The following is a 23,637-nucleotide window of genomic DNA, read 5'->3' on the forward strand; positions in this document are numbered from 1 at the left end:
TGCTCTAAATCTTGAGTGCTTAAGCAATATATTTTGGGCAAGATAACTGTAACTTCAGAGGCTTTTCATGTAATGGACATGAATGCAGATGGAAATGTTGATGCCATTGACTTCGCTTTGTTTAAAAAATTGATATTAGGTTCGATTTAGTAAAACACTTTAACTATAAAAGAGCGGCTTTTGGAGCGGTCAGATAGGGATTTATAATTCCTAAAAAATTCGGCATAGTCGTTGATATTCGGCTATGCCGTTTTTTCGTTTATTTTGGTAAGTCGATAGCACCAATGCAGTTATAGAAAATTGGGACTGTAAATAATTTTGTGTATGAAGCCTTTCAAACTCAATGATGGCTAAGTATTTCCAAAGTATTAACTCTCAAAAATTTAATACTATATTTCAAATTATTGCCAGATTATTCTATTTTTATGCATTATTTAGATTAAATCTGGCAATAATTATTTAATAATGGTATTTCTATGCTTATACCTGTATTTTGAAGGTCTAGCCCGTCCGGCAATGAGGACGAGCCCTTCAGGGCGGTGGGGGCTTTGCTCTATGTTTTAAATATAGTTATCCAGTCTCCCATCGTACATAATCATTAATTGACTCATGACCTGATCCCAATTCCGGTATCGTTGAGTCCATTTTTTTATTACATTCATTGATGCCAAATAAAGCATCTTTTCAAGAGAAGTATCAGAAGGAAAAACGGATTTTGTCTTAGTAACTTTTCTGAACTGCCGATGCAATCCTTCAATTATATTGGTTGTATATATTATTTTTCTTATCTGCTCTGGGAACTTGTAATATGGTGATAAAACTTCCCAATTGTTTTCCCAACTTTTAAATGCATATGGATAATCCTTGCCCCATTTGTTTTTCAGGTCTTCAAACCGGTTTAATGCTATTTCTTCACTGGGGCTTGTGTAGACAGTTTTAAAATCCTTTGAAAAAGCCTTCAAATCCTTATATGAAACATATTTAAATGAGTTTCTTAGTTGATGAATTATACACCTTTGAATTTCTGACTTTGGAAAAGCAGCTGCAATAGCTTCTTTGAGCCCTGTAAGTCCGTCCACACAGAATATGAGTACATCTTCTATACCTCTGTTTTTAAGGTCATTTAACACACCTAACCAGAACTTGGAGGATTCGTTCTCTCCAATCCATATTCCAAGGATATCTTTCTTACCTGAAATATCTACACCCATAACAACATAAGCAGCTCTATTTACTATTTGTCCATCAGTTCTTACCTTGTAATGGATAGCATCCATAAATACAAAAGGATAGATAGCCTCAAGGGGCCTACCTTGCCATTCTTTTATTTCAGGAAGGATTCTTTCAGTTATTTTACTAACCATTTCAGCAGAAATATCTATTCCATAAAGCTCTTTAACCTGATCGTGAATATCTCTGGTAGACATGCCTCGGGCATAAAGAGAAATCACCTTATCCTCAATTCCTGATACATCCCTTTTGTACTTGGGAACTATTTTAGGCTCAAACTCACCTTTTCTGTCCCTTGGAATATCAATCTGTACAGGGCCGAATTCACTCTTTAGTTTTTTTGTTGAGTAACCGTTTCTACTTTTGTCGGTAATTTTATGTCTTGACTCATCTCGGGAATACCCAAGAGAAACATCCATTTCGGCTTCAAGCATTTCCTGAAGAACATCTTTAAATGCCTCCTTTAAAAAGGAGATTATTTCTCCGGGATTTTTAAAATCATTCTCCGCAATTATTTCCTGTACTAACTCTTTTGATAATACGCTCATAAAAAATATTCCTTTCTGGTTAATACTTAAATTCTTAACCAGAAAAGAGTATTTCCTATGTTTCATACACAAAATTATTTACAGCGTCAGAAAATTTGAATCCGCTGGGTTCTGCGGCCATCTATCTTTTCAGCCTTGAATACTATAATTTTGTCAATAAACTCTCGGATAATTTCTGCATCCAATTCTGTAATTTCTGTGTACTTTTTAACCAGTGCCAAAAAGCGGTCGGTATTGAGGGACTGTTCATTTGCTGTATCAATGGTATGCTTTAATTTGGATATCCTTTCTTCCAGTGCCTTCTGCTCGGCTTCATATTCAGCCGACATCTTGTAAAAACGCTCTTCGGGAATTTTGCCCATCACATTGTCTTCATATAGCTTTCGAATGATTTTGTCTATGTCAGCAATGCGAGTCTGTGCTTGTTCATACTCCTTTTGACTTTGGCGGAGTTCTTTGGCAAGTTCCTTTTCTGAATTATTCATAACTATACGGATGAATTCCTGTTCATGGTCTTTGGCAAAGGAGGTTACACGTCTTAAATCTTCTAGCAAAAGCTGTTCCACTACAACATTACGTATCTGATGTGAACTGCACATACCCTTTTTCTTGCGGTAAGTCGCACAAACGAAATATTCCTTATCGTGTGTCCATCCCTTGCCTCTAACCTGATACAGCTTTGCTCCACAGTCGGCACAAAACATCATGCCAGAAAGCATTCCCATTTCACCTAATCGTGATGGTCTTCGCTTGCCATCTCTGATTTTCTGCACTGTTTCCCAAGTCCCCTCATCAATAATTGCTTCATGGGTATTTTTGAAAACTAGCCAATCTTCTGGATTGTTCAATATCTTGACTTTGCTCTTATATGACTTTTTAGAAGTCTTGAAATTCACCGTGTGACCTAGATATTCCATTTTAGCCAGAATATCTGCTACGGTACGAGCCGACCAAGCATATGGGTTTTCAGGTGGTCTTGCTGGAGTGTTAATACCCATTTTGCGAAGATGAACCGTAGGTGTATCAATGCATCGCTTTTCAAGTTGCTTTGCTATCTGCGTGGGTCCAAAGCCAGCCATGCACAGTCGGAAAATATCTCTGACCACTTCGGCGGCTTTCTCATCTATAATCCAGTGCAACTTATCTTCAGGGTCTTTAATATAACCGTAAGGTGGATTGGTGCAGAGTGGCTTACCGGATTGTCCTTTGGATTTGAACACAACACGGATTTTCTTGCTAGTATCCTTAGCGTACCATTCATTAATAATGTTAAGAAACGGTGTAAAGTCACTGTCTGCTTGGTTTGCACTATCAATACCGTTGTTAATAGCAATAAATCGTACATCTGCTTCAGGAAACATAATCTCGGTATAATAACCTACTTTGAGGTAATCCCTGCCGAAGCGGGACATATCCTTGATGATAATCGTTCCGATTCTACCGGACTCTACATCTGCAATCATGCGGTTAAAGTCTGGTCTATCAAAAGTTGTACCGCTGACCCCATCATCCACATAAAATTCGATGTTACGAAAACCGTTGTCCTCAGCATATTTCTTTAGAATTGCCTTCTGGTTTACTATACTGTTGCTGTCCCCTGCAAGCTCATCATCACGGGAAAGCCTGCAGTAAAGAGCAGTAATTTTCGCTTCTTCAAATGCTAATGTTGATTTACGTATAGTGCTAAATGTTGACTGTCTATTCATTTTTCTCCTCCATTTCCGACAGTCTTCAAGCGGTTTAGCACTATGTATATTACCGTACTACCTTGAAGAAGTCGAGTTGATTTCCGTGGGTTTATATGAACTATCAGATAACTTTGAAAGGCTTTTTGCGTTGACTGTAATCAGTCGTTTCAGCTTGGAATATGCACTTTCCTTTGCTGAATCGCTTACTCGTGATTCCACCACATAGACCGTACCTCCGATATCGGATTTGGTTGTGCGGCTGTTACTTTGATTTTCCATATCGTGACCTCCTGTCCGATGTTTTGAAGGAACTGGCACTGAGCCGAATTGATGACCCAGTACCTAATCCATTATTTAAGCTTTTATTTGTAATATTTTCAGAGCATCTGGTTGAATTAGCTTGCCATCCAATCTTTCGTAAGCAGAAAATCCAATTTGCCCCTGCAATGCATATAACTCACTTAATTTCTTTATTGTTATTGGCTGACGCTCAATCAGCCAGTAATACGATAGATCTCCGAATACAATGCTTTTTGCTCCTGCTGATACTGTAGGCATATATGGAGAGGTAACTACAGGCTTTCCGAAGATGGTGTTATCTGAAGTATTCCATAGATAACTGCCATTTGTATCTTTAAGGGTTCTAAGAAGCATGGATGTATTATCGTGCATGATAAACACAGCGTTATTTCGGTATTCATCTTTTAATGAAAAATACAGAGAGATAATCTCGTCAAAAGAGATGGTAGCACTATCTGCTGTAGTTACATCTGCATCTGCTGTAAGGATACCTGTTGGCTGTGTTGTGCCATTTCCATTAAGCAATGCATTTTCCTCAGCCTTGCCAAAACGCTTCGCAAAATCACCCATCAGATATTTTTCAAGATTAAAGTTCATATCGGTGACGAATGAGCAGTTTAGCTTGACAAGAGATGCCAGCTTGTATGATTTCACCAGAAACTGTGTAAATGTATCGGCATTTTCGGGAATTGGATCTCCGTCTTCAACCCAATCTGCTGTCCCCGTTGAGGATACCGCTTGAATTTTACCTTCTGCAGAAGATAGATTGATAACAGTAGCAAATCTACGGAATACATTCTCCTTTGCCAAAGCAGTGTTAAAGCCTTCTCTGAACTCATCTGGTGCGACATAGGCTCCTACATTATCAAAGCCCTCGCTTAGATTTTGATTGTTTTCTTCTTTTCCTTTCATAACATTCCAAAACGCTCTATTATAAGTTGTTGATGTTGCCATAATCGTTTACCTCCTAAATTTTATTAAATGTGGGGTATATACCCCGTTTGAAACCGCGTTTTTTTACGCGTTGCCCCACGCCCGTTGTCCAGATGAAAAGGTGTGGAGATTTGAACTCCCCTAGGGGGTAGGTATTAACACATGGACTTGTATCCAGTGGTTTCAGTGGTTTTAAGCTTTGTAGCAAGATGTAGCAGGTAAAAACTAAACTCTCTATACGAGAGCGATTTTTTATATAACCTGTTTTTCTTGCTACAAGCTGCTACACTGTGTTTAAATAAGAAGAAATTCTTCTTCTGTCAGCCTATATCCGATAAGCATTGTGGTCATTCCACCACCAGAACGTGGTCGTTTCCGTTCTACACGGGCGATAGCTGTTAATGCCTGTTTGAAGTTTCTTGCATTCTCCGAATAACATCCATTGGCACTGCACCAACGCTGATACCGGGCATATACTTCGGATGTCCGCACCTCACTGTTAGGATTTTCCTCCAAGGCATCCTCGAAAAATAATGCTATTTTGTCGCTGTCACGCTTATAAGCCTCCGTTGCTGTCTTAACGGAATCAGGTAAAATTAAGCCTTCCTTTTTTAACAGCTGATAGCCTTCAATTAGCCAGTTGAGGATAGCACTCTGATTCTTCGCTTTGGCGAATTCACGTTTTAAGTTTTTATCCTGCTCGCTTTCATCAAAGTGTCGTTCAAAAGTGTCAATGACGGTGATAAAATGTAAGAAAACAGCGGTTAAATTTTGTATGTATATGGTGGTAACAAAATAACTTGTGATACACTTCAAATAAAACTTGGGGTGTACAAAGAATGAAAGGAAACTACTGGATGGAAATACGAAATGATCGCAAGAAAGGATTATCTTACACAGAGATTGCAAGAAAATATCATATGGATCCACGTACTGCAAAGAAATATGCAGAATCAGATATAAAACCTGTCTATCAGCTTACTGGTCCCAAACCTTCTAAATTAGACTCTTACAAGCACCAGATCGATTTATGGCTAGAAGAAGCACCATTTAGTGCAGTAAGAATTCATGAAAAGCTTCTAGAACAAGGCTGTAACTGCAAATATACCATAGTCCGTGAGTATGTTTCATCAAAAAAACAGGACTTAAATCAAAAAGCCACTGTCCGATTTGAAACGATGCCTGGACTTCAGGGACAGGTTGACTGGGGATTCTTTGAAAACTATAAGGTACTGGAAAATGGAGAATATAAAAAGCTTTACTGTTTTCTCATGGTTTTAGGGTATTCTAGAATGAGATATATTGAATTTGTAACAGATATGAGTACTTCAACACTAATACGTTGTCATGTAAATGCTTTTCGATATTTTGGAGGATATCCTGAAGAAATATTATACGACAATATGAAACAAGTTGTTGTAAAGCGATTATTAAAACAAGCTGACAGTGAACTCAATAGACAGTTTGAAGATTTTGCAGGATTTTATGGATATAAGCCTGTTCTATGTAGACCATATCGCGGACAGACAAAAGGAAAAGTAGAACGAACCGTTGCGTATGTTAGAGACAACTTTATGACAGGTATAAAATACGCTTCTCTCGATGACTTAAATGGACAGGCGTATGCATGGTGTAATAAGGTTAACAGCAAGGTTCATGGAACTACCAATGAACGTCCTATTGATCGATTGAGAGATGAGATGTTATCTCCATTAAAAAGAGAATACATAATAGACAAAATTAATCTTCGAAGAGTTGAAAAAGACTGCCTTATCAGCTATGCCGGTAATAAGTATTCTGTACCAGCAGAATATGTAGGCAAAGATGTGGCAGTCATTGTCCTTCAAAATATGTTAGCTGCATATTTTCAAGGAAAACAAATATCAATTCATAAATTATCATACAGTAAAAACACCTTAAACGTCAACAAAGAACACTATAAAACAATGTTGGTTAAACAGAGTTTTGATATAGAAAACACACTTCTACATAATCCAGATATTGTAGATTTTCCATCTCCAAAACATTCTCTTAAACAGTATGATGAGCTGATGGGAGGAGTAACATTTTGAGTGAACTAGCTTACGAAAGAATCAAGAACAACCTTGAAACATTAGGAATGAGAAATACACTTACGATTATTGATAATTACTTAGAGCAAGCCATTCATGAAAAGAGAAATATCGTCGATATCTTAGATCATATTTTCACAGAAGAAGCCAAGTCAAAGAAATCAAGAGCTGTGGAAAATCAAATTAAAATGTCAGGATTTCCATATAAAAAGACACTTGACATGTTTGACTTTGATTTTCAACCTAGCATTAACAGAGAGCAGATCATGGAACTTGCGACCATGCGCTTTGTGGAAAATAAAGAAAATGTTGTTTTTCTAGGTACTCCTGGTGTTGGCAAAACACATCTTGCTGTAGCACTTGGAATGATTGCTGCAGAGCATAGATATTCCACTTATTATATTAACTGCCATAACTTAATTACGCAGTTGAACAAAGCCCATTATGAAAATAGACTTCAGGAACGATTGAAGAACTTTGCCAAATACAAGGTACTAATCATTGATGAAATTGGATATCTTCCAATGGATATTCAAGGTGCAAACTTATTTTTTCAATTAATAGCCAAACGATATGAAAGAAATACAACCATATTTACTTCAAATAAAGCTTTTTCAGCATGGAATGAAGTATTCTCAGATATAACTATTGCCTCCGCTATTCTTGACAGAATTCTACATCATTGTCAAGTTGTAAGTATTAAAGGTGAAAGTTATCGTCTAAAGGAACGAAAGGAGATGATGACAGGAAGTACCACAATGGTAAATACATTATTTAAGACTAAGGAATAATTTTTTTGCCATAAAACAGCAAAATTTAAACGCTATAAAATTACAAAATCGAAACGTCATTGACACCACCTGTCATGCTTTTTACCTGTGCAGCATTTAGGACAAGTCCTCTGCTAGGTTCGGAGATATTCACAAAGCGTACTCCTGAAAGCCGGGCAATATCTTCACTTGGACTTGAACTGTTATTGTTCTTTTTCAGACTGATAGTCTCCGGCCTTGCGGTACAGCCATAACTGCCTAATACCTTAAGAACGCTCTCACATAGCGTACCTTTACCATTTCGAGTTGTAGCACCATAAAGAACAAACAGGCATTCATACCGAGTGTCTCCGCTGATACTGTAGCCAAAGGCTTTTTGGAGGAATTTTGCCTTTTCCTCATCTCCGCTCATAATCTCATGAATAAATCTATTCCATCGCTCGCTTTTTGCTTCTGGGTCATATTTAACACCAGATATCTTTGTGAGTCTGTCCTCGCTGTTGTGGGGACGAAAATCCATGGATATTAAAAACAAGGTTCCATTGGCACAGTTGAGCATAAGCGGGTCTTGGTCAAATTCAGCCATTGATATGGGATATACGCTCTGTGCATCTTTAAGTACCGTTTCTCGGTATCTTCTTGACTGCCACTTTCGGCAATAGTCAATGTATGCCTTTCTTTGATGTTCATCTTGAATAGTCAAAGCATAGGTTAGCAGTTGATTAGCCAATGATTTACACATTTCCATTACTTTGAGATTACCGACATCAGGAATCCAAATGCCATTCTCATAGCAAAACCACATCTTCCTTTCGGGAACAAAGCGGGCAAAAGACTTATAATAATCAGCAAACAACCTGCTTGCCCCAATATCTGTCCAAGGGTAGCGATCGTTACTCTCAGGCTTAAAGCCAGCAAGGGAACATTCACCAAAATCTTCTGTAGCTGATGAATGTATACCACCCGGTTTGTATATCTCAGTAGCATTTGCGATTGCTTTTTCTATGGTTATCATTCCATAAGTACTGCCAGACTGTGGTCTATTCCATTTATCTCGCATTAGGCCGCTCTGCCGGAAAAGTCTGTCTATCTGTCCAATATCCCTGCCACACCAAAATGCCAGCATACCGCAAAGTGCCAAATCAGCTTCACTTGCAGAAGCATAGCCTGACGTATCTCCTTGCCATAATGCTTTGAATTTTTCTCCATTTGCTGATTTTAATGCCTTCTCAATAACAGACTTGTCAGATAGATAGGATCGGCTTTCTGTATCCAGTAGTTGCTTCACAGGGGTAGGACGCAACATATACTTGTCTAGTATCATCTGTAGTTCATTCGATTTCTCCGATATATCACCATCTACAAATACATTGCCTGTTACGGTAACAAAACGATTTGTTGCTCCAGCCACATAAACCTCAACTCCCAGCTTTCTGTTATTGATATAGTATTTTGTTTTGTCAAAGTCATAGTCAGTGGCCTTAAAGAAAATATGCAACCCTTTCCCAGATGGACTGTGTTCCATATAGCAACCACTAAAAGAGTCTACAACACTTTGGGAAATAGGCTTAAGCTTACCGCTGCTATCAAAGCAATCATCTAAGTCGATAACACATATGTCATTACCCACCAAAAATCCGATACCGTCATAATCACTTATAGCAGCTACCGCCGAACTAAAATCTTTAAATGTACCACGTTGATTTGGTTTTGCCCTTTTTCCTGTTATCGGGTTATAGGGAACTTTGGTTTTTCTACCACTTCGCTCTTCATATTTCCAACAGCAAAACTGTGGCTTACTTTTAAGTATCTGTGGCAAGTTATCATATTGTGTTTTCAGTTACTTCACCTCCTTGCCTTTTATAAATGACCCGAAACACTACTGTTCCAGAGGGTTTGCCTTGTTTGACACAACCTCGTTATCTTTCAAGGAATACGCTCGGAATTATCGTCATGGCATATTCTGCTTGAAGTATCTCTTGCATTTCGGGGTATTCAGTTGTCAAGGAGCAGTGAGAGAAAAACTATGTTTTCATTGATTGTTCATGAGAAAGGCAGATCCACAGAGTTTGCTAAGGTAATTTCCTCTCATCCTCCACAGGCCTCAAACCTGCAGTTTGAGTACAGGAACAAATATTTCTGTGAATTGCTTTCCTCTACTAATAGCCGAAATTATTAACCCCTTAGCTAATGCCACAGCAAATAGCTTACTCGAATGGTCAAGCAAAGTATTTTCCTCTCACCTTATAGCCTTGGTAGGGCACATTAGTTGAGGATTTTCTAAAAATATTTTTCTTCCTCATCCATAAGCGAAGAATTCTATTGATTCGAACCCCTAAAATAAAAAATAGCCTGTCTTTTTTCCAGAAAAGACGGCTGTAATGTTTATGCTTTTGCTCAAATTTGAGCGAAAGTGGTATTAAATTTAAGAAGGCTTAATGCTGTAGTTTTGGATTTTTCAATTAGACTTTTCGACTTTTTTGTCTAAAAGCTTTAATTCGAACATCTTAAGATAAATGCGTAAATAGAAAATTGTGATTGAAATAGACGAAAAATAATGTGAGATTAAAAATATATACTGTTTATAGCGTGTTTTTGTGATATAATTATTAATATTTGTGGGAGGTGCAAAAAATGGCAATACATTATAACAAGCTATGGAAGCTGCTAATTGATAAGAATATGAAAAAGAAAGATTTGCAACGCCTTTCCGGTGTTAGCTCGGCAACTATCACAAAGCTTGGCAGAAACGAAAATGTAAATACAGAAATACTTCAAAAAATATGCACAGCATTAGAATGTGACATTTGTGATATTTTAGAGTTTGTACCTGATAAAATTGAGAAAGGCAAGGTGAATGATAACAATGATTAAGGATATTATGAATGCCAATGATAGTGCAACGCCGAACTGTCGAGAAATGGCTGTATTAAAAGAAAATTTCCCCTCATGTTTTAAGGCAGATGGGTCCTTTGATATTGAACGGTTTAAGGAATTTTTAAGTGATAAGATTGCTGTCACAGGAGAGGGTTATGAACTCAAGTTTTTAGGAAAAAATTATGCCCGATTGTTGGCTTCGATTGATACTACAACTGTTGTTGTGCCAGACGAGGAACATAACTCAAAATCAGAAAATATGAACAGTGAAAACATCTACATAAGTGGCGATAATCTTGATGGGTTAAAGCATCTCTTGAAGTCCTATTCACGTCAAGTTAAATGTATTTATATTGATCCTCCTTATAACACTGGAACAGATGGATTTGTGTATAATGACCAGTTCAATTTTACTGTGGAAGAACTTTCGGAAAAATTAAGTATTAGAGAAGAACAGGCACAACGTATTTTAGACTTAACAAAGCGTGGTTCGGCTTCTCATTCTGCGTGGTTAATGTTTATGTACCCACGTCTTTTACTGGCTAGGGATTTACTTAAGGATGATGGGATTATATTTATTTCTATTGATGATAATGAGCAAGCCAATCTTAAACTGATATGTGATGATGTCTTCGGAGAAAATAATTTCTTGACTTGCATTTCGCGTGCAACAGGTACTCCAACTGGCGGAGGTTTTGATGGTCTTGTTAATGAATTAGACTATATGCTTGTATACGCAAGAAATATTACCGCTGCTGTAATCAATGGATTAGCTATGAATGAAGATGATGCAAGAATATATAATCAGATTGATGAAGATGGAAATAGATATTTAACTCGATCACTACGTAGAACTGGTGGTGAAGATAGACGTGAAGATAGGCCAACCATGTACTATCCATTAATTGCTCCAGATGGTACTGAGGTCTATCCTATTGGTCCTACTGGATATGAGAGCAGATGGATATGTGCTCCAGAGACAGCAAAAAAGCTCGAGGAAGATGGATTGATTGAATGGAGAAAAACTGATTTGCTTGGGAAAAAAGTTTGGCACCCATATCAAAAATATTATTTAGAAAATCGAACAAAAGCACCAGGGAACATATGGCAAGACTTTTTCTGGCCACCAGATGACACAAATCATGAATTTCTTTGGACTGATATCGAAGGCAATAAAAAGGCAACAAGAGATATTAGAGATCTATTTGACGGGCAAAAAGTTTTTGAAACAGCAAAACCTATTGGTTTGTTAGAAAAAGTACTTACAATTGGAAGTAATGATGGGGATATAATAGTTGACTTTTTTTCTGGCAGTGCAACTACTGCTCATGCAATCATGAGAATGAATGCAGTAACCCAAGGAAAACGAAAATATATACTTATACAGCTACAAGAGCCTGTAAAGCCAGGAAGTGATGCAGAAAAAGCAGGATACACTACCATAGACCAAATCGGCATGGATCGCATACTACGAGCAGCTGTAAAAATAAGAGAAAAGTATCCAGATACAACAGTTGACCTTGGCTTTAAGCACTATACATTGGTTGAGCCTGAGCAAAACACTCTAGACAAGCTTGAAAAGTTTGACCCTACTGAAAATAAATTATTTGCTGACAAAGACATTCTTAGTGATTTTGGAAAACCTACCGTCCTTGCAACGTGGCTTGTTAGAGATGGATATGGACTTACAGCAGAAGCTGAGGAGTTAAATTTTGCTGGATACAATGGCTATTATATAGGAAAACATCTTTACCTAATTGACCCGGAATTGTCTAATAAGGCGATTGAAGCCATTGTAGTAAAATATGAAACTGACGGCAGCTTTAATCCTGAGAACGTGGTGTTATTCGGTTATAGTTTTACATGGACGGAAATGGAAGCTTTAAAAATTAATTTGAAACGGTTGAAGGATACAGAGAAAAACTTGCGTATCAACTTCGATATCCGTTATTGATTGGAGGGTATGTTATGGAACTTATCCTACAACGAGGATTACCACACCAACAAAAAGCTGTAGATGCAATAAGTGCTGCTTTGAATGGGGTACAGATAACTTCTCCTGTACAATTTTATGAAAACCCAAGTATTTCTCTTTCTGATCCTAAACTAGCTGCAAATATTAGAGAAATTCAAAAAAATATACCTTCAGAATATCGAAGCAGTATGCCTATTGGTGACTGCTTGAATATTGATATTAAAATGGAAACTGGTACAGGAAAGACTTACGTTTATACTCATACTATATATGAGCTTCATAAACGTTACGATCTTAATAAGTTTATTATCGCTGTACCTTCACTTGCGATTAAAGCAGGAACTGCACAGTTTTTGCGTGATGAATATGTAAAGCGACATTTTTCCGATGTTTGTGGCTATGGTACAGAAATTGAGGTTGGAGTACTAGAAGCGCCAAAAAACAAGAAAAAGGGGCGCTCCTATTTCCCGAGTGTTGTGAGCGACTTTGTAAAAGGTTCTTGCCAGAACACGAAGAAGATTTATGTATTATTAGTTAATATGCAACTACTTGTTGTCCGATCAAATGGTATGCTTAGCCGTGACGACTATGATTATGGAGTAGAAGGTTTTTATAGACCACTTGATGCTATTCGTGCAACAAACCCTGTTGTTATTATTGATGAGCCACATAGATTTTCTCGTGACCAGAAGGCATTTAAGGTTATCGTTGATGAAATAAAACCACAGTGTCTTATACGCTTTGGTGCTACCTTCCCTGAAACTACAAGTGGACGTGGAAAAAACAAAATAACCGTAAAAGACTACCAAAACCTGCTCTATGATTTAAATGCCTGTGAATCTTTTAATCAAAATTTGATAAAGGGAGTAACGAAGGAGCATTTTGAACCGGTATCCAAGCGTGAAGAAAAGGTGAAAATCACTTCCATCACAAGCAAGGATTCTGTTACCTTTCAGTATAAAAAGCGTGATGAATCGACTAAAACATTTACTCTTAAAACTGGAGATTCACTATCTATCATTAATGAAGCTTTCGAGGGAATTACGGTTCATGCTATTGGCAAATCAACAGTTGAGTTTTCTAATGGTATTCAAAAGTCAACTGGTGAGGAATTGGATGTGGATATCTATATGACCTCTTATCAAGAGCAGATGATGCGTCTTGCCCTTGAGCGTCATTTTGAAACAGAAAAAATAAACTTCTGTGGTCGCAATTTCAAGATCAAGACATTGGCATTATTTTTTATCGATGATATATCATCATATCGACCAAACGAGGAAGGTAAAACCCCTTATCTATTACAAGCTTTTGAGAGATTGCTTAAGGAACGGATAGAATCGGTGCTATCTACCCTCAGTGAGCATGATACTGAATATCGGGCATATCTGGAAGCAAGTCTTGCAGATATTTCTGCTTGCCATGCAGGCTATTTTTCACAGGACAATAGCGATTCGGATGAAGATATAGCAAAAGAAGTAGAAACTATCCTTCATGGAAAAAAACACCTTCTCTCTTTCAAGAATAAAGACGGTAGCTATAACACTTTACGTTTTCTATTTTCAAAATGGACACTTAAAGAGGGCTGGGATAACCCTAATGTATTTACGATAGCTAAACTTCGTTCTAGTGGAAGTGAAAACAGTAAACTGCAAGAGGTTGGACGAGGTTTACGACTGCCTGTAGATGAGAATGGTAATCGAATCTCCAATGAAGAATTCCAGCTTAATTATATTGTCGACTTCACAGAGGCAGACTTTGCTAAACGATTAATAGACCAAATAAACGGAGAAATTCCACAAGCTTCTTCTATTAGCGAAGAAAGATTGGAACAAGTGGCCAAGAAGCTTGGCATGACTTCAGATGAACTTTTTGATGCACTATATGATAAACATTACATAGACAGGCGATTAAATATAAAACCCGATACAAGGGACGCTTTCTTTGCAGAATACCCGGACTTTGCTACAGGATTGTCTTCAGGTAAGGTAAAAGACCGAAATGTAGCAAAACCAAGACCTGTAAAAATCCGCAAAGCTGTTTACAGTGAAATACGCGAATTATGGGAAGCAATCAATCAACGATACCTACTTTTCTATGATGATGATCTGGATGCTGATATGGCTAAAGTTGTTTTATCTTTGCTGGAAAAACCCGGTGTTTTTACAGACGTTGTCATGACTAGCTCCAGAGATATCGTTAAGAGCGATGGCTCACAGATGATGATTGTTTCAGATACAGGTGCCCAATATATAGTATCCAAACCTATTCCCTACAATGAATTTCTTAAGAGGATCACAAATGCTACAAACATTCCAATTAAAGTATTGCATGAGGCATTGTGTGAGTATGTTAAGAGGAATGGAACTATAAATCCAGAACGTATTAATGAAAATTCTGTCAGCATGTTTATCCAACAATTTCATGACTGGAGAAGCAATAATTTGCAAGGTCGATTCCATTATGCAAAAAGCAATACGCCTGTTGGTGCAACAGCACTCACCTATTCAGACGGTTCTCCACGTGAAGATATTGCGCAGGGACGTATTGGCACAAAGATAGTTCCGGGAACTCCAAGTGAGAAGTATTTATATGATGCTTTCGCTTATGACTCACCGTTGGAACAAAAAAATATTATGTCGGACATCGAAGAAGTCATTGTATATGGAAAAATTCCACGTAGCAGCATTGCCATACCAACTATTACCGGTGGAATGTACAGTCCAGACTTCATGTATGTTGTAAGAAAGGCTTCCGGTGAGAAAGAGCTTAACATTGTAGTCGAAACAAAAGACGTAGAAAATAAATCCGACTTACGTGGTACAGAAAAAGCAAAAATTGATTGTGCTCGTGTTTTCTTTGATATGCTCTCGAAAGATGGATACACTGTTTATTTCCGTGATCAGTTAAACAACAAACAGATGGCTCAGATTATTAAGGAAGTATTGGCAGAGTAATTTAATTTAGGGGGGTGAAAGATTGAGGTTAGAAGCATTTTTAATTAAACATTATCGGTCGATAGAAAAAGTGGCTCTTAAACTTCCTCAAAATAAGCCACTTGTCCTATTTGGACCGAATAACGCAGGAAAATCTAATATATTATCAGCTATAAATAGATTACTTGGTGAAAGGTATCCAACAAATATTGAGATGTTGGAAAGTGATTACTTTAAACGTAATCAAAGTGAATATCCTACCGCACAGATAACTGCTAAATTTTCTGAGCCTTTACATTATGATAGTAGAGGGAATGGACATGATGTGATAACTATAAGTTATAATTATAATGGACAGGCTAATAATAATCTTTTTCACGATGTTAATGGAAATAGGTTATATATAAAAAATGAAGAGCGTTCCGCTTGTCAATCTTACTTGATTGATGCTGAAAGAAATATCCAGAGTGCTTTTAATTATAGTAGTAGCTACTCTCTGTTAAGCAAGTTTTCAAAGAAGATACATGAAGCCTTAAGTACAGAGCATAAAGATGAATTATCACAAGCCTTTAATCAAATTACAGCATCCTTTGAACAGACTGATGAATTCTCTGGTTTTTTTAATCGATTTTCTGAAGCTCTAAAGGGAGCGGTAAAAGGGTTTGTTCATTCATTGGCTGTGGATTTTTCAGCCTATGATCCAAACAATTATGCAAAGTCACTTCGGATCTATGCAAAAGAGGGAGATAATATTCGTGGATTTGAAGAATTCGGCACTGGTGAACAGCAAGTCTTATTAATGGCTTTTGTTAAAGCATATATGGAAGTATTCACTGGTGAAAACTTTGTGTTGATTATTGAAGAACCAGAAGCCCATCTTCATCCCTTAGCTCAAAGATGGTTAAAGGAATATGTTGTGGATATGTGTTCATGTGGTATTCAAGTAATCATTTCAACACATTCCGCAGAATTCATAGATGCAGAATACTTAGACGGACTTGTTCGAGTACATAAAGAGGGTGGAGTTACTAAAGCAATACAACTATCCGCTCAGCAACTTTGCGATTTTTGTATAGGGTCAGGTGTTCCAGAGAATTGTGTGTCACCAGAAAATATAGTTGATTTTTACTCGACAAAACTATTTTCAGACCAGTTAAAAGGAATGTTTGCCGAAACAATCATTTTAGTGGAGGGAGCTACTGAATATTTTGCTCTGCCAGTGTATTTGAAACGTAGTGGGTATTCTTTAGCTGAACATGGAACCGAAATTGTTAATTGTCGCGGTAAGGATGCAATCCCCTTGTACTGGAGGTTATTTAAAGCATACGGTTATAATTGTTATGCTATATTTGATTGTGACAGGAATGCATCAAAGACTAGGGATGTGTTTAATGGCATCTTTTGCGAAGAAGAATGGGATACAGAAACTGAAAATTGTATTGTTAGAGCCGATTATGCATACTTCGGTAAAGACTTTGAATCCTATTTGCGTACAGCAATAGAGGATTATACTTCAATGGAACAAACTATTTCTGAAAAATATCATATTTCTTCAAAGCCAGGAAAAGCTAAAGCTATTGCACAACATATAGAGGAAATTCCTCATTTTATTAAGGATATTGCAGATAAACTATTAATTATAGAACTATTGGGACAAAATTAGCTGAATGTTAAAAAGACCACACAGGAGTATAAAAACTCTTATGTGGTCTTTTTTGCCCCGCTTGAAGCTGTTCATTTAAGTTTTTCTTCAATCCCTAAGTGAACGCTTCTTTGGTCGCTCTTTTATAGTTAGCACAGCAATTGCTAAACATTAATTCTTTATGAATCAAAATAACCTTGATAGAACACAATAATGTAAAAATAATTTCATTAAAAATTTTTGAAAGAAGGATTATTTTGGATATAAATAAAGAATTTAAAAAAGTAGCAACTCATAGCGGCAGATTTCATGCTGACGAAGTAATGGCAACGGCCATACTGAAACAGGTATTTGAAATTGAATTGACCAGAACCAGAGACCCGGAAATTCTTGAGAAACAAGATTTAATATACGATATTGGCAATGGGGAGTTTGACCATCATCAGTTGGAAAAGGAGTATAGGGACAATGGTACACCATATGCTGCTTGTGGACTAATATGGAGAAAATTTGGAAAGCAAGCAATATTATCAAAGCATCCGGAAGTATCAGAAAATGAAGTAGAAATTATTTTCAGGTACGTAGATACTGTACTGGTAGAAGGAATTGATGCAGCCGATAATGGTATTAGGACAACAGAGAACATTATTCCTACTATGTGTATTTCTTCAATTATTGGTGGTTATAACCCTACATGGGATTCCCCAGAGTCAGTGGATGCAGCATTTAATGATGCAGTAGGATTTGCGGAAGATATTCTGGAAAACTTAATTGATCAAAAGGTTTCAACACTAAAAGCGAGAACTTTTGTAATTGATGCTTACAACAATCGTAAGAGACCTGAACTGTTAGTATTGGATAATTCATATCCGTGGGAACGTACGCTAAAAGAGATTGATAAAAATAAAGAAGTTCTGTTTGTTATTTATCCAAAAGAAGAAGGATACTATATGCAAACGGTTCGTGAGTACGGTGAAGTGCGCAAGGACAGAAAGAGTCTTCCAGAGGAATGGGCTGGAAAAAGGGAAGAGGAATTGAGCCGCATTGTAGGAGTAAAAGATGCTGTCTTTTGCCATTCATCAAGATTTATAGCAAAAGCCGGTTCATTTGAAAGTATATTAAAAATGGCAGATATCGCTATTTCAAAGCCTGAACAAAAGATAGAAAACAGGGTTGTAGATAGAAATGTTTTTGATATTTTAAGGTTAATTTTACAAAATAAATTAGTGATTAAAATCAGAAGAAATAGATAATAGGAAGGGCTGTAGCAAAACAGAAATACTTACTGGTTTAGCACTGGTACTTCCGTTAGCTACGTAGCTGTATGGTTATTTAATATTGACCAGCCTGACCTGAAAAGAATTTTATGTCAGGCTGATTACTTTATTTTCACAAAATGTGAGTATACTTATTTAGCATGAAATAACTTTGCATCTAGCTCATTTGAAATTCCAATATTATAAATATAAACATTGCTTATTTCTATAGCAAATAAGTTTTGCATGGGTTCAGATAAATTTAATTTCTCAAATTTCTTGTGATATTCCATTACATAATCTCTGATATTTCCAATGTCAGGTTGAATATAATAGTTTAAGGCATCTTTAGGAATATCATAACTTTTTGTTAGTATGTCTGGGAATATTCTTCCTCCAAATAAATCTGCAATAAACCTGACATAAGCATAAGCTACAATTAACTCAGGATGCTCTTTATCTATCTCGTGTATTCTTGCTATACATGCTTCTGTAGAAGGCAATAATTTCATTTCAGATAGTTTACCTCCAACCAGAATATCTAAGTCCTTTTTTATTAATTCGGATCTATACAATTCTTTTGTAGCAAAATATTCAATACCTTCATGGTTTAAATGTTTATTAAGAGTATCCTCTATTGCTTTATACATAGCATGTAAATTAAATATATATTCAATATATCCTTCTTTACTTGCGTTTCCTTCGATTAATCTCTTTATAAACCCACTTTTCTCAGATGCTAAATGCAATGCATTAGTGTTATTTTTTATGTTTACCGTAAAATCCATAAAAACTCACCTCTTTTTATCATAATGATATAAATAAGCTATTAGTATTTGCTAAATTCTTTAACAGTATTGTATAGCTAAATCTGGTTTTTTATACAAACATCATAATAGGCTTAATTTTACCGGCAGAAAGCATATTTGTGTATACTGCAATTAAATGCGCCTGACAGCATAAGAAATCTAGAAGTTATTATGTTATTAGTGCTACATCCGATTATTTATCATAAAAAGTAGATACGTTCAAAATTATCAACTAAGTCTTTAACAGGAGGTATAACATGAGCAAATCAAAAAAATTATTTAGAATTGTTCTTTCTATGATTTTGGCAACGGTAATGGGGTTATCTTTTTCTGTAAGTGCTGCGAGCGTTGCAACTAATGCGAGCGTACACGACATTTATTATACCGTTTATAATGAAAAAGGTGAAATCGTTAAAGAAGGATTAATTCCGGCAATAGGTGCAAGATATACCTGGTCAGGTTCAATTACCCTGGATAATGGTTGGTACACAGCATTTATGCAACCAGGACCCAGAGGTTTTTACGTTACCAAAGACACATCCATGTCGTTTTCTTATACATTAAACAGAAATGCTACCATCGAATATTATTTTTATCAAAATTCTACTTCAGACACAACACACCCAAATACTTGGAAGTCTGGGACAAAGAAGGCATCCAGTGCTACTATAACGTATACCGCTGACAAAACAAATTATTATTTTGTAGGTATTACTAACGCTTCCTCAGATAGTATAACAATATCCAACGTTTCGTTTGTGTTTTAGCACTGAAGATACATAATTATTTTCTTGGTTGTGGCTTCATTTATTGTTTTCGGTGTCATTGTTAATCGGATGTAGTATTTATCATAAAGTACAAGCAAGTAAAAGAACGAAGGTATTTTTGATTATATAAAATATGTTCGTTCTTTTTTATTACTTTATGAAACAATAAATAAGATTTAACTGAATACAGGGAAAAAGTTATTATTTTCTGGTGTTGATATTGATAAAATAGAGGATGGAAAAATCGTTGAGCATGGAGGTGCGACAAATACCTTTGAAACTTTGTTTGAAGAGAATATAATTCAATCTACTCCGTAAAGTTTGATTTAAACATTACATAATTACTTAGTATTGCGTATTTTGCTTTTTTATATTAAATTAACTGATTAAGTGTTAATAATTTTATAGATTCAATTGAGCTGCACTTTTGTGAAGGTAACCGTACATTCAGTTATTAAATGGTGTGCGGTTTTATATTGCCCATTTTTAGAACGCTAGCGATATGAACTATGAAATCTATATTCGTACAACATATGGTGTATATGAAGTTAATATTTATGCGACTACAGGCCAGATATTAAGAGTTGAAAAGAGGATGATTAAAAACGAAATAGTGCGGTAAATGTTGAATCTTGACATAGAAATATACCAAATGTAGTATTAAATTACATGAAACAAGGATTATATTTTCTTAAGCCGATAATTCTAATACTGCGATTGGAGAATTTAGCATGAAAATTACGATGATACATGGGCAAAACCATATGGGAAGTACTTATCATATAGGCAAGCTATTGGCAGATAAGCTTGCAACGGAGGATGAGATTACAGAGTTTTTCTTGCCAAGGGACTTGAATCATTTTTGCAAGGGCTGCTACCAATGTATTGATGATGATACAAAATGTCCATATTACAAGGAAAAGCGGAGCATTATCGACGCTATGGAAAAGGCTGATATGTTTATTTTCACTACCCCAAACTATTGCATGGGTCCATCTGCATCAATGAAAGCTTTTCTTGACATGATGTTTACATATTGGATGGCACATTGTCCTAGAGAGTGGATGTTTAGAAAGAAAGCAGTTGTTATTTCAACTGCTGCTGGAGCAGGAACCAAGCAGGCAATTAAGGGCGTGACAAGGTCTCTCTTTTATTGGGGTGTTCCTTTTATAAAAAGCTATGGCATTAACGTACAGGCCATGAACTGGGCTGGCGTGAAGGCGGATAAGAAAATAAAAATCGAAAAAGATATGAATAAGTTTGCCCAAAAGGTGGCACGTGTTAAAAGGCCAAGAGCAAGTATAAAGACAAAATTTATATTTTTTATTATGGCGAACATACACAAAGCCGGATGGGATTCTTCTCCTGTCGAAAGGAAGTATTGGGAGGAACGGGGGTGGCTAAATAAGGAGCGACCTTGGAAAAAATAGAAGACAAGGAATTGATACCAATAAAACGATAATAATGCATAAATTGTAAATACAAATAAATATTGACAATTTATATATATTTACTTATAATTAGTAAGTAAAAATGTAACTATAAGTCATATTTCAAAAATAATGTATTAAAATGAAAAATATGGTATAAATATTGTCGCAAATATTATATACTTGAATAATTATAATAAGGATTAATTCAAAATTAATTAGGTATTTACAGAAAAAAGATATAAGTTAAAAACCCATAAGTCATACAACTTCTTGGCGGGAGCAGATGACTTATGGGCTAGTTGCATAATAGCTTTATGCTATTTTGCATTGCTATTTTATTATACCACTAATATGTAGAAGTGTATAGGTACTATATTTACAAAAGGCACTTATTAAATGCTAATTGCTGATGGGGCATTTTAGATAAACAAAGCCCTTTTCCGAGCTTCTAAAACTGCGCAAATTTCCGCAACAGCGTATATTTCATAAATGAACTTTATATTTGGCTTAATCAGTAACAATTTAGTCATTACCAAATAAATTTTCAATTTATTTAAATCAATAAACATAGAAGGATAAAATTATTTCATTTTAATTTATGTAATAGGTAAACACTTATAAGTATAAGGGGGAGTTCATTGTGGAGAATATCGGAGGATACAATAATATTCGTAACAGCAGTGAAGAGAAAATTCCAAAACGTCACTGGATTTCGTTAACAGTTATACTTGCTGCTGTATTTATGGATCTTTTGGACAGTACCATAGTAGGTCTTGCTATCCCTGTAATTCAAAGAGATATCGGTACAAGTCTTGCGCTTATGCAATGGGTAATAGCAGCATATTCAATTTCATTATCTATTTTACTTATAGTTGGTGGCAGATTAGGAGATATTTTTGGCCGTAAGCGTATTTTTTTAATAGGAGTTGCGGGATTCATTTTAGCTTCAGCCGTGTGTGGTTGTGCACAAAATTCTATAGTGCTCATTGGAGCCCGTGCTATACAAGGGGCAATGTCAGCGATGATGATACCCCAGGTACTATCAATTATTTATATATTATTTCCGGCTAAAGAAAGAGGAATAGCTTTGGGAATATATGGAGGAGTAGTTGGTTTAGCTACTATAAGCGGTCCGCTAGTTGGTGCATTTTTAATTCAGGGAAATATTTTGAATCTTGGATGGAGAGCTATTTTCCTAATTAATATACCAATAGGTATTGTTACTTTAATATGTACTATGATATTTATTCAAGAATCAAAATCTTTGAAAGCAATGCGTATGGATATATTAGGAATTGTAATTGCTACTGTTGGTTTATTGCTATTTATTTATCCTCTAATTCAAGGGGAAGAAGCCGGATGGCCTATTTGGTCTTTTCTGATGATACTAATGTCAATTCCCATATTTGTAGCCTTTGCTTTCTATGAAAAACATGTAACCAATAAAACAGGATCTCCTCTGGTTGTTGTAAGCTTGTTCAAACAAAAACAGTTTGCTGCAGGACTTCTTGTTAATTTATGTGTATTTTCAGCAATATCTGCTTTTTTCTTTACTTTTGGGGTGTATTGGCAGATAGGAATGGGCTTTTCAACAAAAAATGCTGGTTTGACCACATTGGCTTGGTCAATAAGTGTAATGTTAATTTCTGGAAAATCTGTTAAGCTTGTGAATAAATATGGAAGAAAGTTGATTCGAGCGGGAGTGGTTATATTAATCATAGCTATGGTAGGTATGATTATTACTATATTTGCAAAAGGAAAAGAAATAGGGTCTTGGAATATGGTTCCGCTGATGATAATTGGTGGATTAGGAAGTGGATTGATATCTCCAGTGCTTACTAATATCATTATTGGATGTGTTAAAAATGATGATGTTGGATCTGCATCTGGAATTATCAATACTATAACACAAATGGCCAATGGAATAGGCGTAGCTTTGGTAGGAGTTGTCTTTTTTGGCGTGTTGGTAAATCAAGCAAACATAAGTGTTGAAAAGGCTATTCCAAATATACAATCCGAATTTCATAATATAGGTATACCAGCAAAGCTACAGGATGAACTTATTAATGATTTTAGGGTCACATTTTCTGAAGGACTTTTTGAAAATGATACTCAACGCTCTATTTCTTGTGTCAAACAGCTAGATAAAGCAAAATCAAATAATCAAATATCAAATGAAATGAAAGATTCAGTATTAAATGTAATCAAAAAAGAATATAACCACCACCGTAAGCTTTTGTTCAATTTATCTTTCAAGTATGCACTTGTTTTTGTATCTATAGTTTTTTTAATAGCTTTCTTTCTAATTACCTTACTTCCTGGTAAACGTATAGGGATGCAAATTTGAAATATAAGGTCATAGTTTTTAATTCAAATTCAATATTTTTATCATTATAATAGGGGG

At 36.0% G+C, this 23,637-nt stretch carries 19 protein-coding genes; 12 read left to right on the forward strand and 7 right to left on the reverse strand.

Going from position 1 to position 23,637, the window contains the following annotated elements:
* Nucleotides 1-15 precede the first annotated feature (15 nt).
* Entirely contained in the window at nucleotides 16-150 is a 135-nt protein-coding gene (locus K412_RS22940) for a dockerin type I repeat-containing protein (protein WP_117385201.1), read from the forward strand.
* A gap of 410 nt (nucleotides 151-560) precedes the next feature.
* Here the strand turns inward: K412_RS22940 and K412_RS0114340 are convergent, their stop codons facing one another.
* The 5 genes from K412_RS0114340 to K412_RS0114360 all read right to left on the reverse strand — a co-directional run bounded on the left by K412_RS0114340 (nucleotide 561) and on the right by K412_RS0114360 (nucleotide 5,515).
* On the reverse strand, nucleotides 561-1,778 hold the full coding sequence (locus K412_RS0114340; RefSeq protein ID WP_024832875.1) for an IS256 family transposase: 1,218 nt from the start codon (nucleotides 1,776-1,778) through the stop codon (nucleotides 561-563).
* Nucleotides 1,779-1,864: 86 nt separating this feature from the next.
* Nucleotides 1,865-3,484, reverse strand: a complete 1,620-nt coding sequence (locus K412_RS20855) for a recombinase family protein (RefSeq protein ID WP_034847577.1) — start codon at nucleotides 3,482-3,484, stop codon at nucleotides 1,865-1,867.
* A 57-nt stretch (nucleotides 3,485-3,541) separates the two neighbouring features.
* Nucleotides 3,542-3,745, reverse strand: coding sequence for a transposon-encoded TnpW family protein (locus tag K412_RS0114350; protein WP_024833073.1), 204 nt, complete (start codon nucleotides 3,743-3,745; stop codon nucleotides 3,542-3,544).
* A gap of 75 nt (nucleotides 3,746-3,820) precedes the next feature.
* Complete coding sequence (locus K412_RS0114355) at nucleotides 3,821-4,720, reverse strand: phage major capsid protein (protein WP_024833751.1); 900 nt, start codon at nucleotides 4,718-4,720, stop codon at nucleotides 3,821-3,823.
* A 273-nt stretch (nucleotides 4,721-4,993) separates the two neighbouring features.
* Complete coding sequence (locus K412_RS0114360; protein ID WP_024833752.1) at nucleotides 4,994-5,515, reverse strand: primase-like DNA-binding domain-containing protein; 522 nt, start codon at nucleotides 5,513-5,515, stop codon at nucleotides 4,994-4,996.
* A gap of 23 nt (nucleotides 5,516-5,538) precedes the next feature.
* Here K412_RS0114360 and istA point away from each other — a divergent pair, with 23 nt between their 5' ends.
* Both istA and istB read left to right on the forward strand, forming a co-directional pair.
* Nucleotides 5,539-6,771 (forward strand): IS21 family transposase, encoded by a 1,233-nt coding sequence (gene istA, locus K412_RS0114365; RefSeq protein ID WP_024831761.1) that lies wholly within the window; start codon nucleotides 5,539-5,541, stop codon nucleotides 6,769-6,771.
* Entirely contained in the window at nucleotides 6,768-7,562 is a 795-nt protein-coding gene (istB, locus tag K412_RS0114370) for an IS21-like element helper ATPase IstB (protein WP_024831762.1), read from the forward strand. The genes istA and istB overlap by 4 nt, the downstream gene beginning before the upstream one ends.
* 40 nt (nucleotides 7,563-7,602) lie before the next feature.
* On the opposite strand, the gene K412_RS0114375 is transcribed toward istB, so the two are convergent.
* Nucleotides 7,603-9,360 carry a phage/plasmid primase, P4 family gene (locus K412_RS0114375; protein WP_024833753.1) on the reverse strand — a complete coding sequence of 586 codons (1,758 nt, stop codon included), beginning with the start codon at nucleotides 9,358-9,360 and terminating at the stop codon, nucleotides 7,603-7,605.
* 815 nt (nucleotides 9,361-10,175) lie between these two features.
* On the opposite strand from K412_RS0114375, the gene K412_RS0114385 reads away from it, so the two are divergent.
* The 5 genes from K412_RS0114385 to K412_RS0114405 all read left to right on the forward strand — a co-directional run bounded on the left by K412_RS0114385 (nucleotide 10,176) and on the right by K412_RS0114405 (nucleotide 18,221).
* Nucleotides 10,176-10,415, forward strand: coding sequence for a helix-turn-helix domain-containing protein (locus K412_RS0114385; protein ID WP_012103576.1), 240 nt, complete (start codon nucleotides 10,176-10,178; stop codon nucleotides 10,413-10,415).
* Nucleotides 10,408-12,372, forward strand: coding sequence for a site-specific DNA-methyltransferase (locus K412_RS0114390; protein WP_024833754.1), 1,965 nt, complete (start codon nucleotides 10,408-10,410; stop codon nucleotides 12,370-12,372). The genes K412_RS0114385 and K412_RS0114390 overlap by 8 nt, the downstream gene beginning before the upstream one ends.
* Before the next feature lie 14 nt (nucleotides 12,373-12,386).
* A complete protein-coding gene (locus tag K412_RS0114395; protein WP_024833755.1) occupies nucleotides 12,387-15,347 on the forward strand; it encodes a type III restriction-modification system endonuclease in 2,961 nt (986 codons plus the stop codon).
* Between the two features lie 22 nt (nucleotides 15,348-15,369).
* On the forward strand, nucleotides 15,370-16,989 hold the full coding sequence (locus K412_RS0114400) for an ATP-dependent nuclease (RefSeq protein ID WP_024833756.1): 1,620 nt from the start codon (nucleotides 15,370-15,372) through the stop codon (nucleotides 16,987-16,989).
* Nucleotides 16,990-17,225: 236 nt separating this feature from the next.
* The gene (locus K412_RS0114405; RefSeq protein ID WP_024833757.1) at nucleotides 17,226-18,221 is read left to right on the forward strand and encodes an MYG1 family protein; all 996 of its coding nucleotides are present in this window, start codon (nucleotides 17,226-17,228) and stop codon (nucleotides 18,219-18,221) included.
* Between the two features lie 155 nt (nucleotides 18,222-18,376).
* Here the strand turns inward: K412_RS0114405 and K412_RS0114410 are convergent, their stop codons facing one another.
* Nucleotides 18,377-19,012, reverse strand: coding sequence for a biliverdin-producing heme oxygenase (locus K412_RS0114410; protein ID WP_024833758.1), 636 nt, complete (start codon nucleotides 19,010-19,012; stop codon nucleotides 18,377-18,379).
* A 278-nt stretch (nucleotides 19,013-19,290) separates the two neighbouring features.
* Here K412_RS0114410 and K412_RS0114415 point away from each other — a divergent pair, with 278 nt between their 5' ends.
* The 4 genes from K412_RS0114415 (at nucleotide 19,291) to K412_RS20860 (ending at nucleotide 23,580) form a co-directional block, all read left to right on the forward strand.
* Entirely contained in the window at nucleotides 19,291-19,800 is a 510-nt protein-coding gene (locus K412_RS0114415) for a hypothetical protein (protein WP_024833759.1), read from the forward strand.
* A 502-nt stretch (nucleotides 19,801-20,302) separates the two neighbouring features.
* Complete coding sequence (locus K412_RS23110; protein ID WP_479691917.1) at nucleotides 20,303-20,422, forward strand: PepSY domain-containing protein; 120 nt, start codon at nucleotides 20,303-20,305, stop codon at nucleotides 20,420-20,422.
* 109 nt (nucleotides 20,423-20,531) lie between these two features.
* Nucleotides 20,532-21,230 carry a flavodoxin family protein gene (locus tag K412_RS0114420; protein ID WP_024833760.1) on the forward strand — a complete coding sequence of 233 codons (699 nt, stop codon included), beginning with the start codon at nucleotides 20,532-20,534 and terminating at the stop codon, nucleotides 21,228-21,230.
* A gap of 643 nt (nucleotides 21,231-21,873) precedes the next feature.
* Complete coding sequence (locus K412_RS20860) at nucleotides 21,874-23,580, forward strand: MFS transporter (RefSeq protein ID WP_024833761.1); 1,707 nt, start codon at nucleotides 21,874-21,876, stop codon at nucleotides 23,578-23,580.
* Nucleotides 23,581-23,637 lie beyond the last annotated feature (57 nt).

Origin of the sequence: Ruminiclostridium josui JCM 17888 (genome assembly GCF_000526495.1) — a bacterium.
GTDB lineage: Bacteria > Bacillota > Clostridia > Acetivibrionales > DSM-1351 > Ruminiclostridium > Ruminiclostridium josui.

Bases quoted from the DNA above. Each gene is read 5' to 3' on its own strand.
- K412_RS0114420 (WP_024833760.1), top strand. From the start codon at position 20,532: ATGAAAATTACGATGATACATGGGCAAAACCATATGGGAAGTACTTAT.
- K412_RS0114355 (WP_024833751.1), bottom strand. From the start codon at position 4,720: ATGGCAACATCAACAACTTATAATAGAGCGTTTTGGAATGTTATGAAA.
- K412_RS0114385 (WP_012103576.1), top strand. From the start codon at position 10,176: ATGGCAATACATTATAACAAGCTATGGAAGCTGCTAATTGATAAGAAT.
- K412_RS0114340 (WP_024832875.1), bottom strand. From the start codon at position 1,778: ATGAGCGTATTATCAAAAGAGTTAGTACAGGAAATAATTGCGGAGAAT.
- istA (WP_024831761.1), top strand. From the start codon at position 5,539: ATGAAAGGAAACTACTGGATGGAAATACGAAATGATCGCAAGAAAGGA.
- K412_RS0114410 (WP_024833758.1), bottom strand. From the start codon at position 19,012: ATGGATTTTACGGTAAACATAAAAAATAACACTAATGCATTGCATTTA.
- K412_RS23110 (WP_479691917.1), top strand. From the start codon at position 20,303: ATGAACTATGAAATCTATATTCGTACAACATATGGTGTATATGAAGTT.
- K412_RS0114350 (WP_024833073.1), bottom strand. From the start codon at position 3,745: ATGGAAAATCAAAGTAACAGCCGCACAACCAAATCCGATATCGGAGGT.
- K412_RS20855 (WP_034847577.1), bottom strand. From the start codon at position 3,484: ATGAATAGACAGTCAACATTTAGCACTATACGTAAATCAACATTAGCA.
- K412_RS0114395 (WP_024833755.1), top strand. From the start codon at position 12,387: ATGGAACTTATCCTACAACGAGGATTACCACACCAACAAAAAGCTGTA.
- K412_RS0114415 (WP_024833759.1), top strand. From the start codon at position 19,291: ATGAGCAAATCAAAAAAATTATTTAGAATTGTTCTTTCTATGATTTTG.
- K412_RS0114390 (WP_024833754.1), top strand. From the start codon at position 10,408: ATGATTAAGGATATTATGAATGCCAATGATAGTGCAACGCCGAACTGT.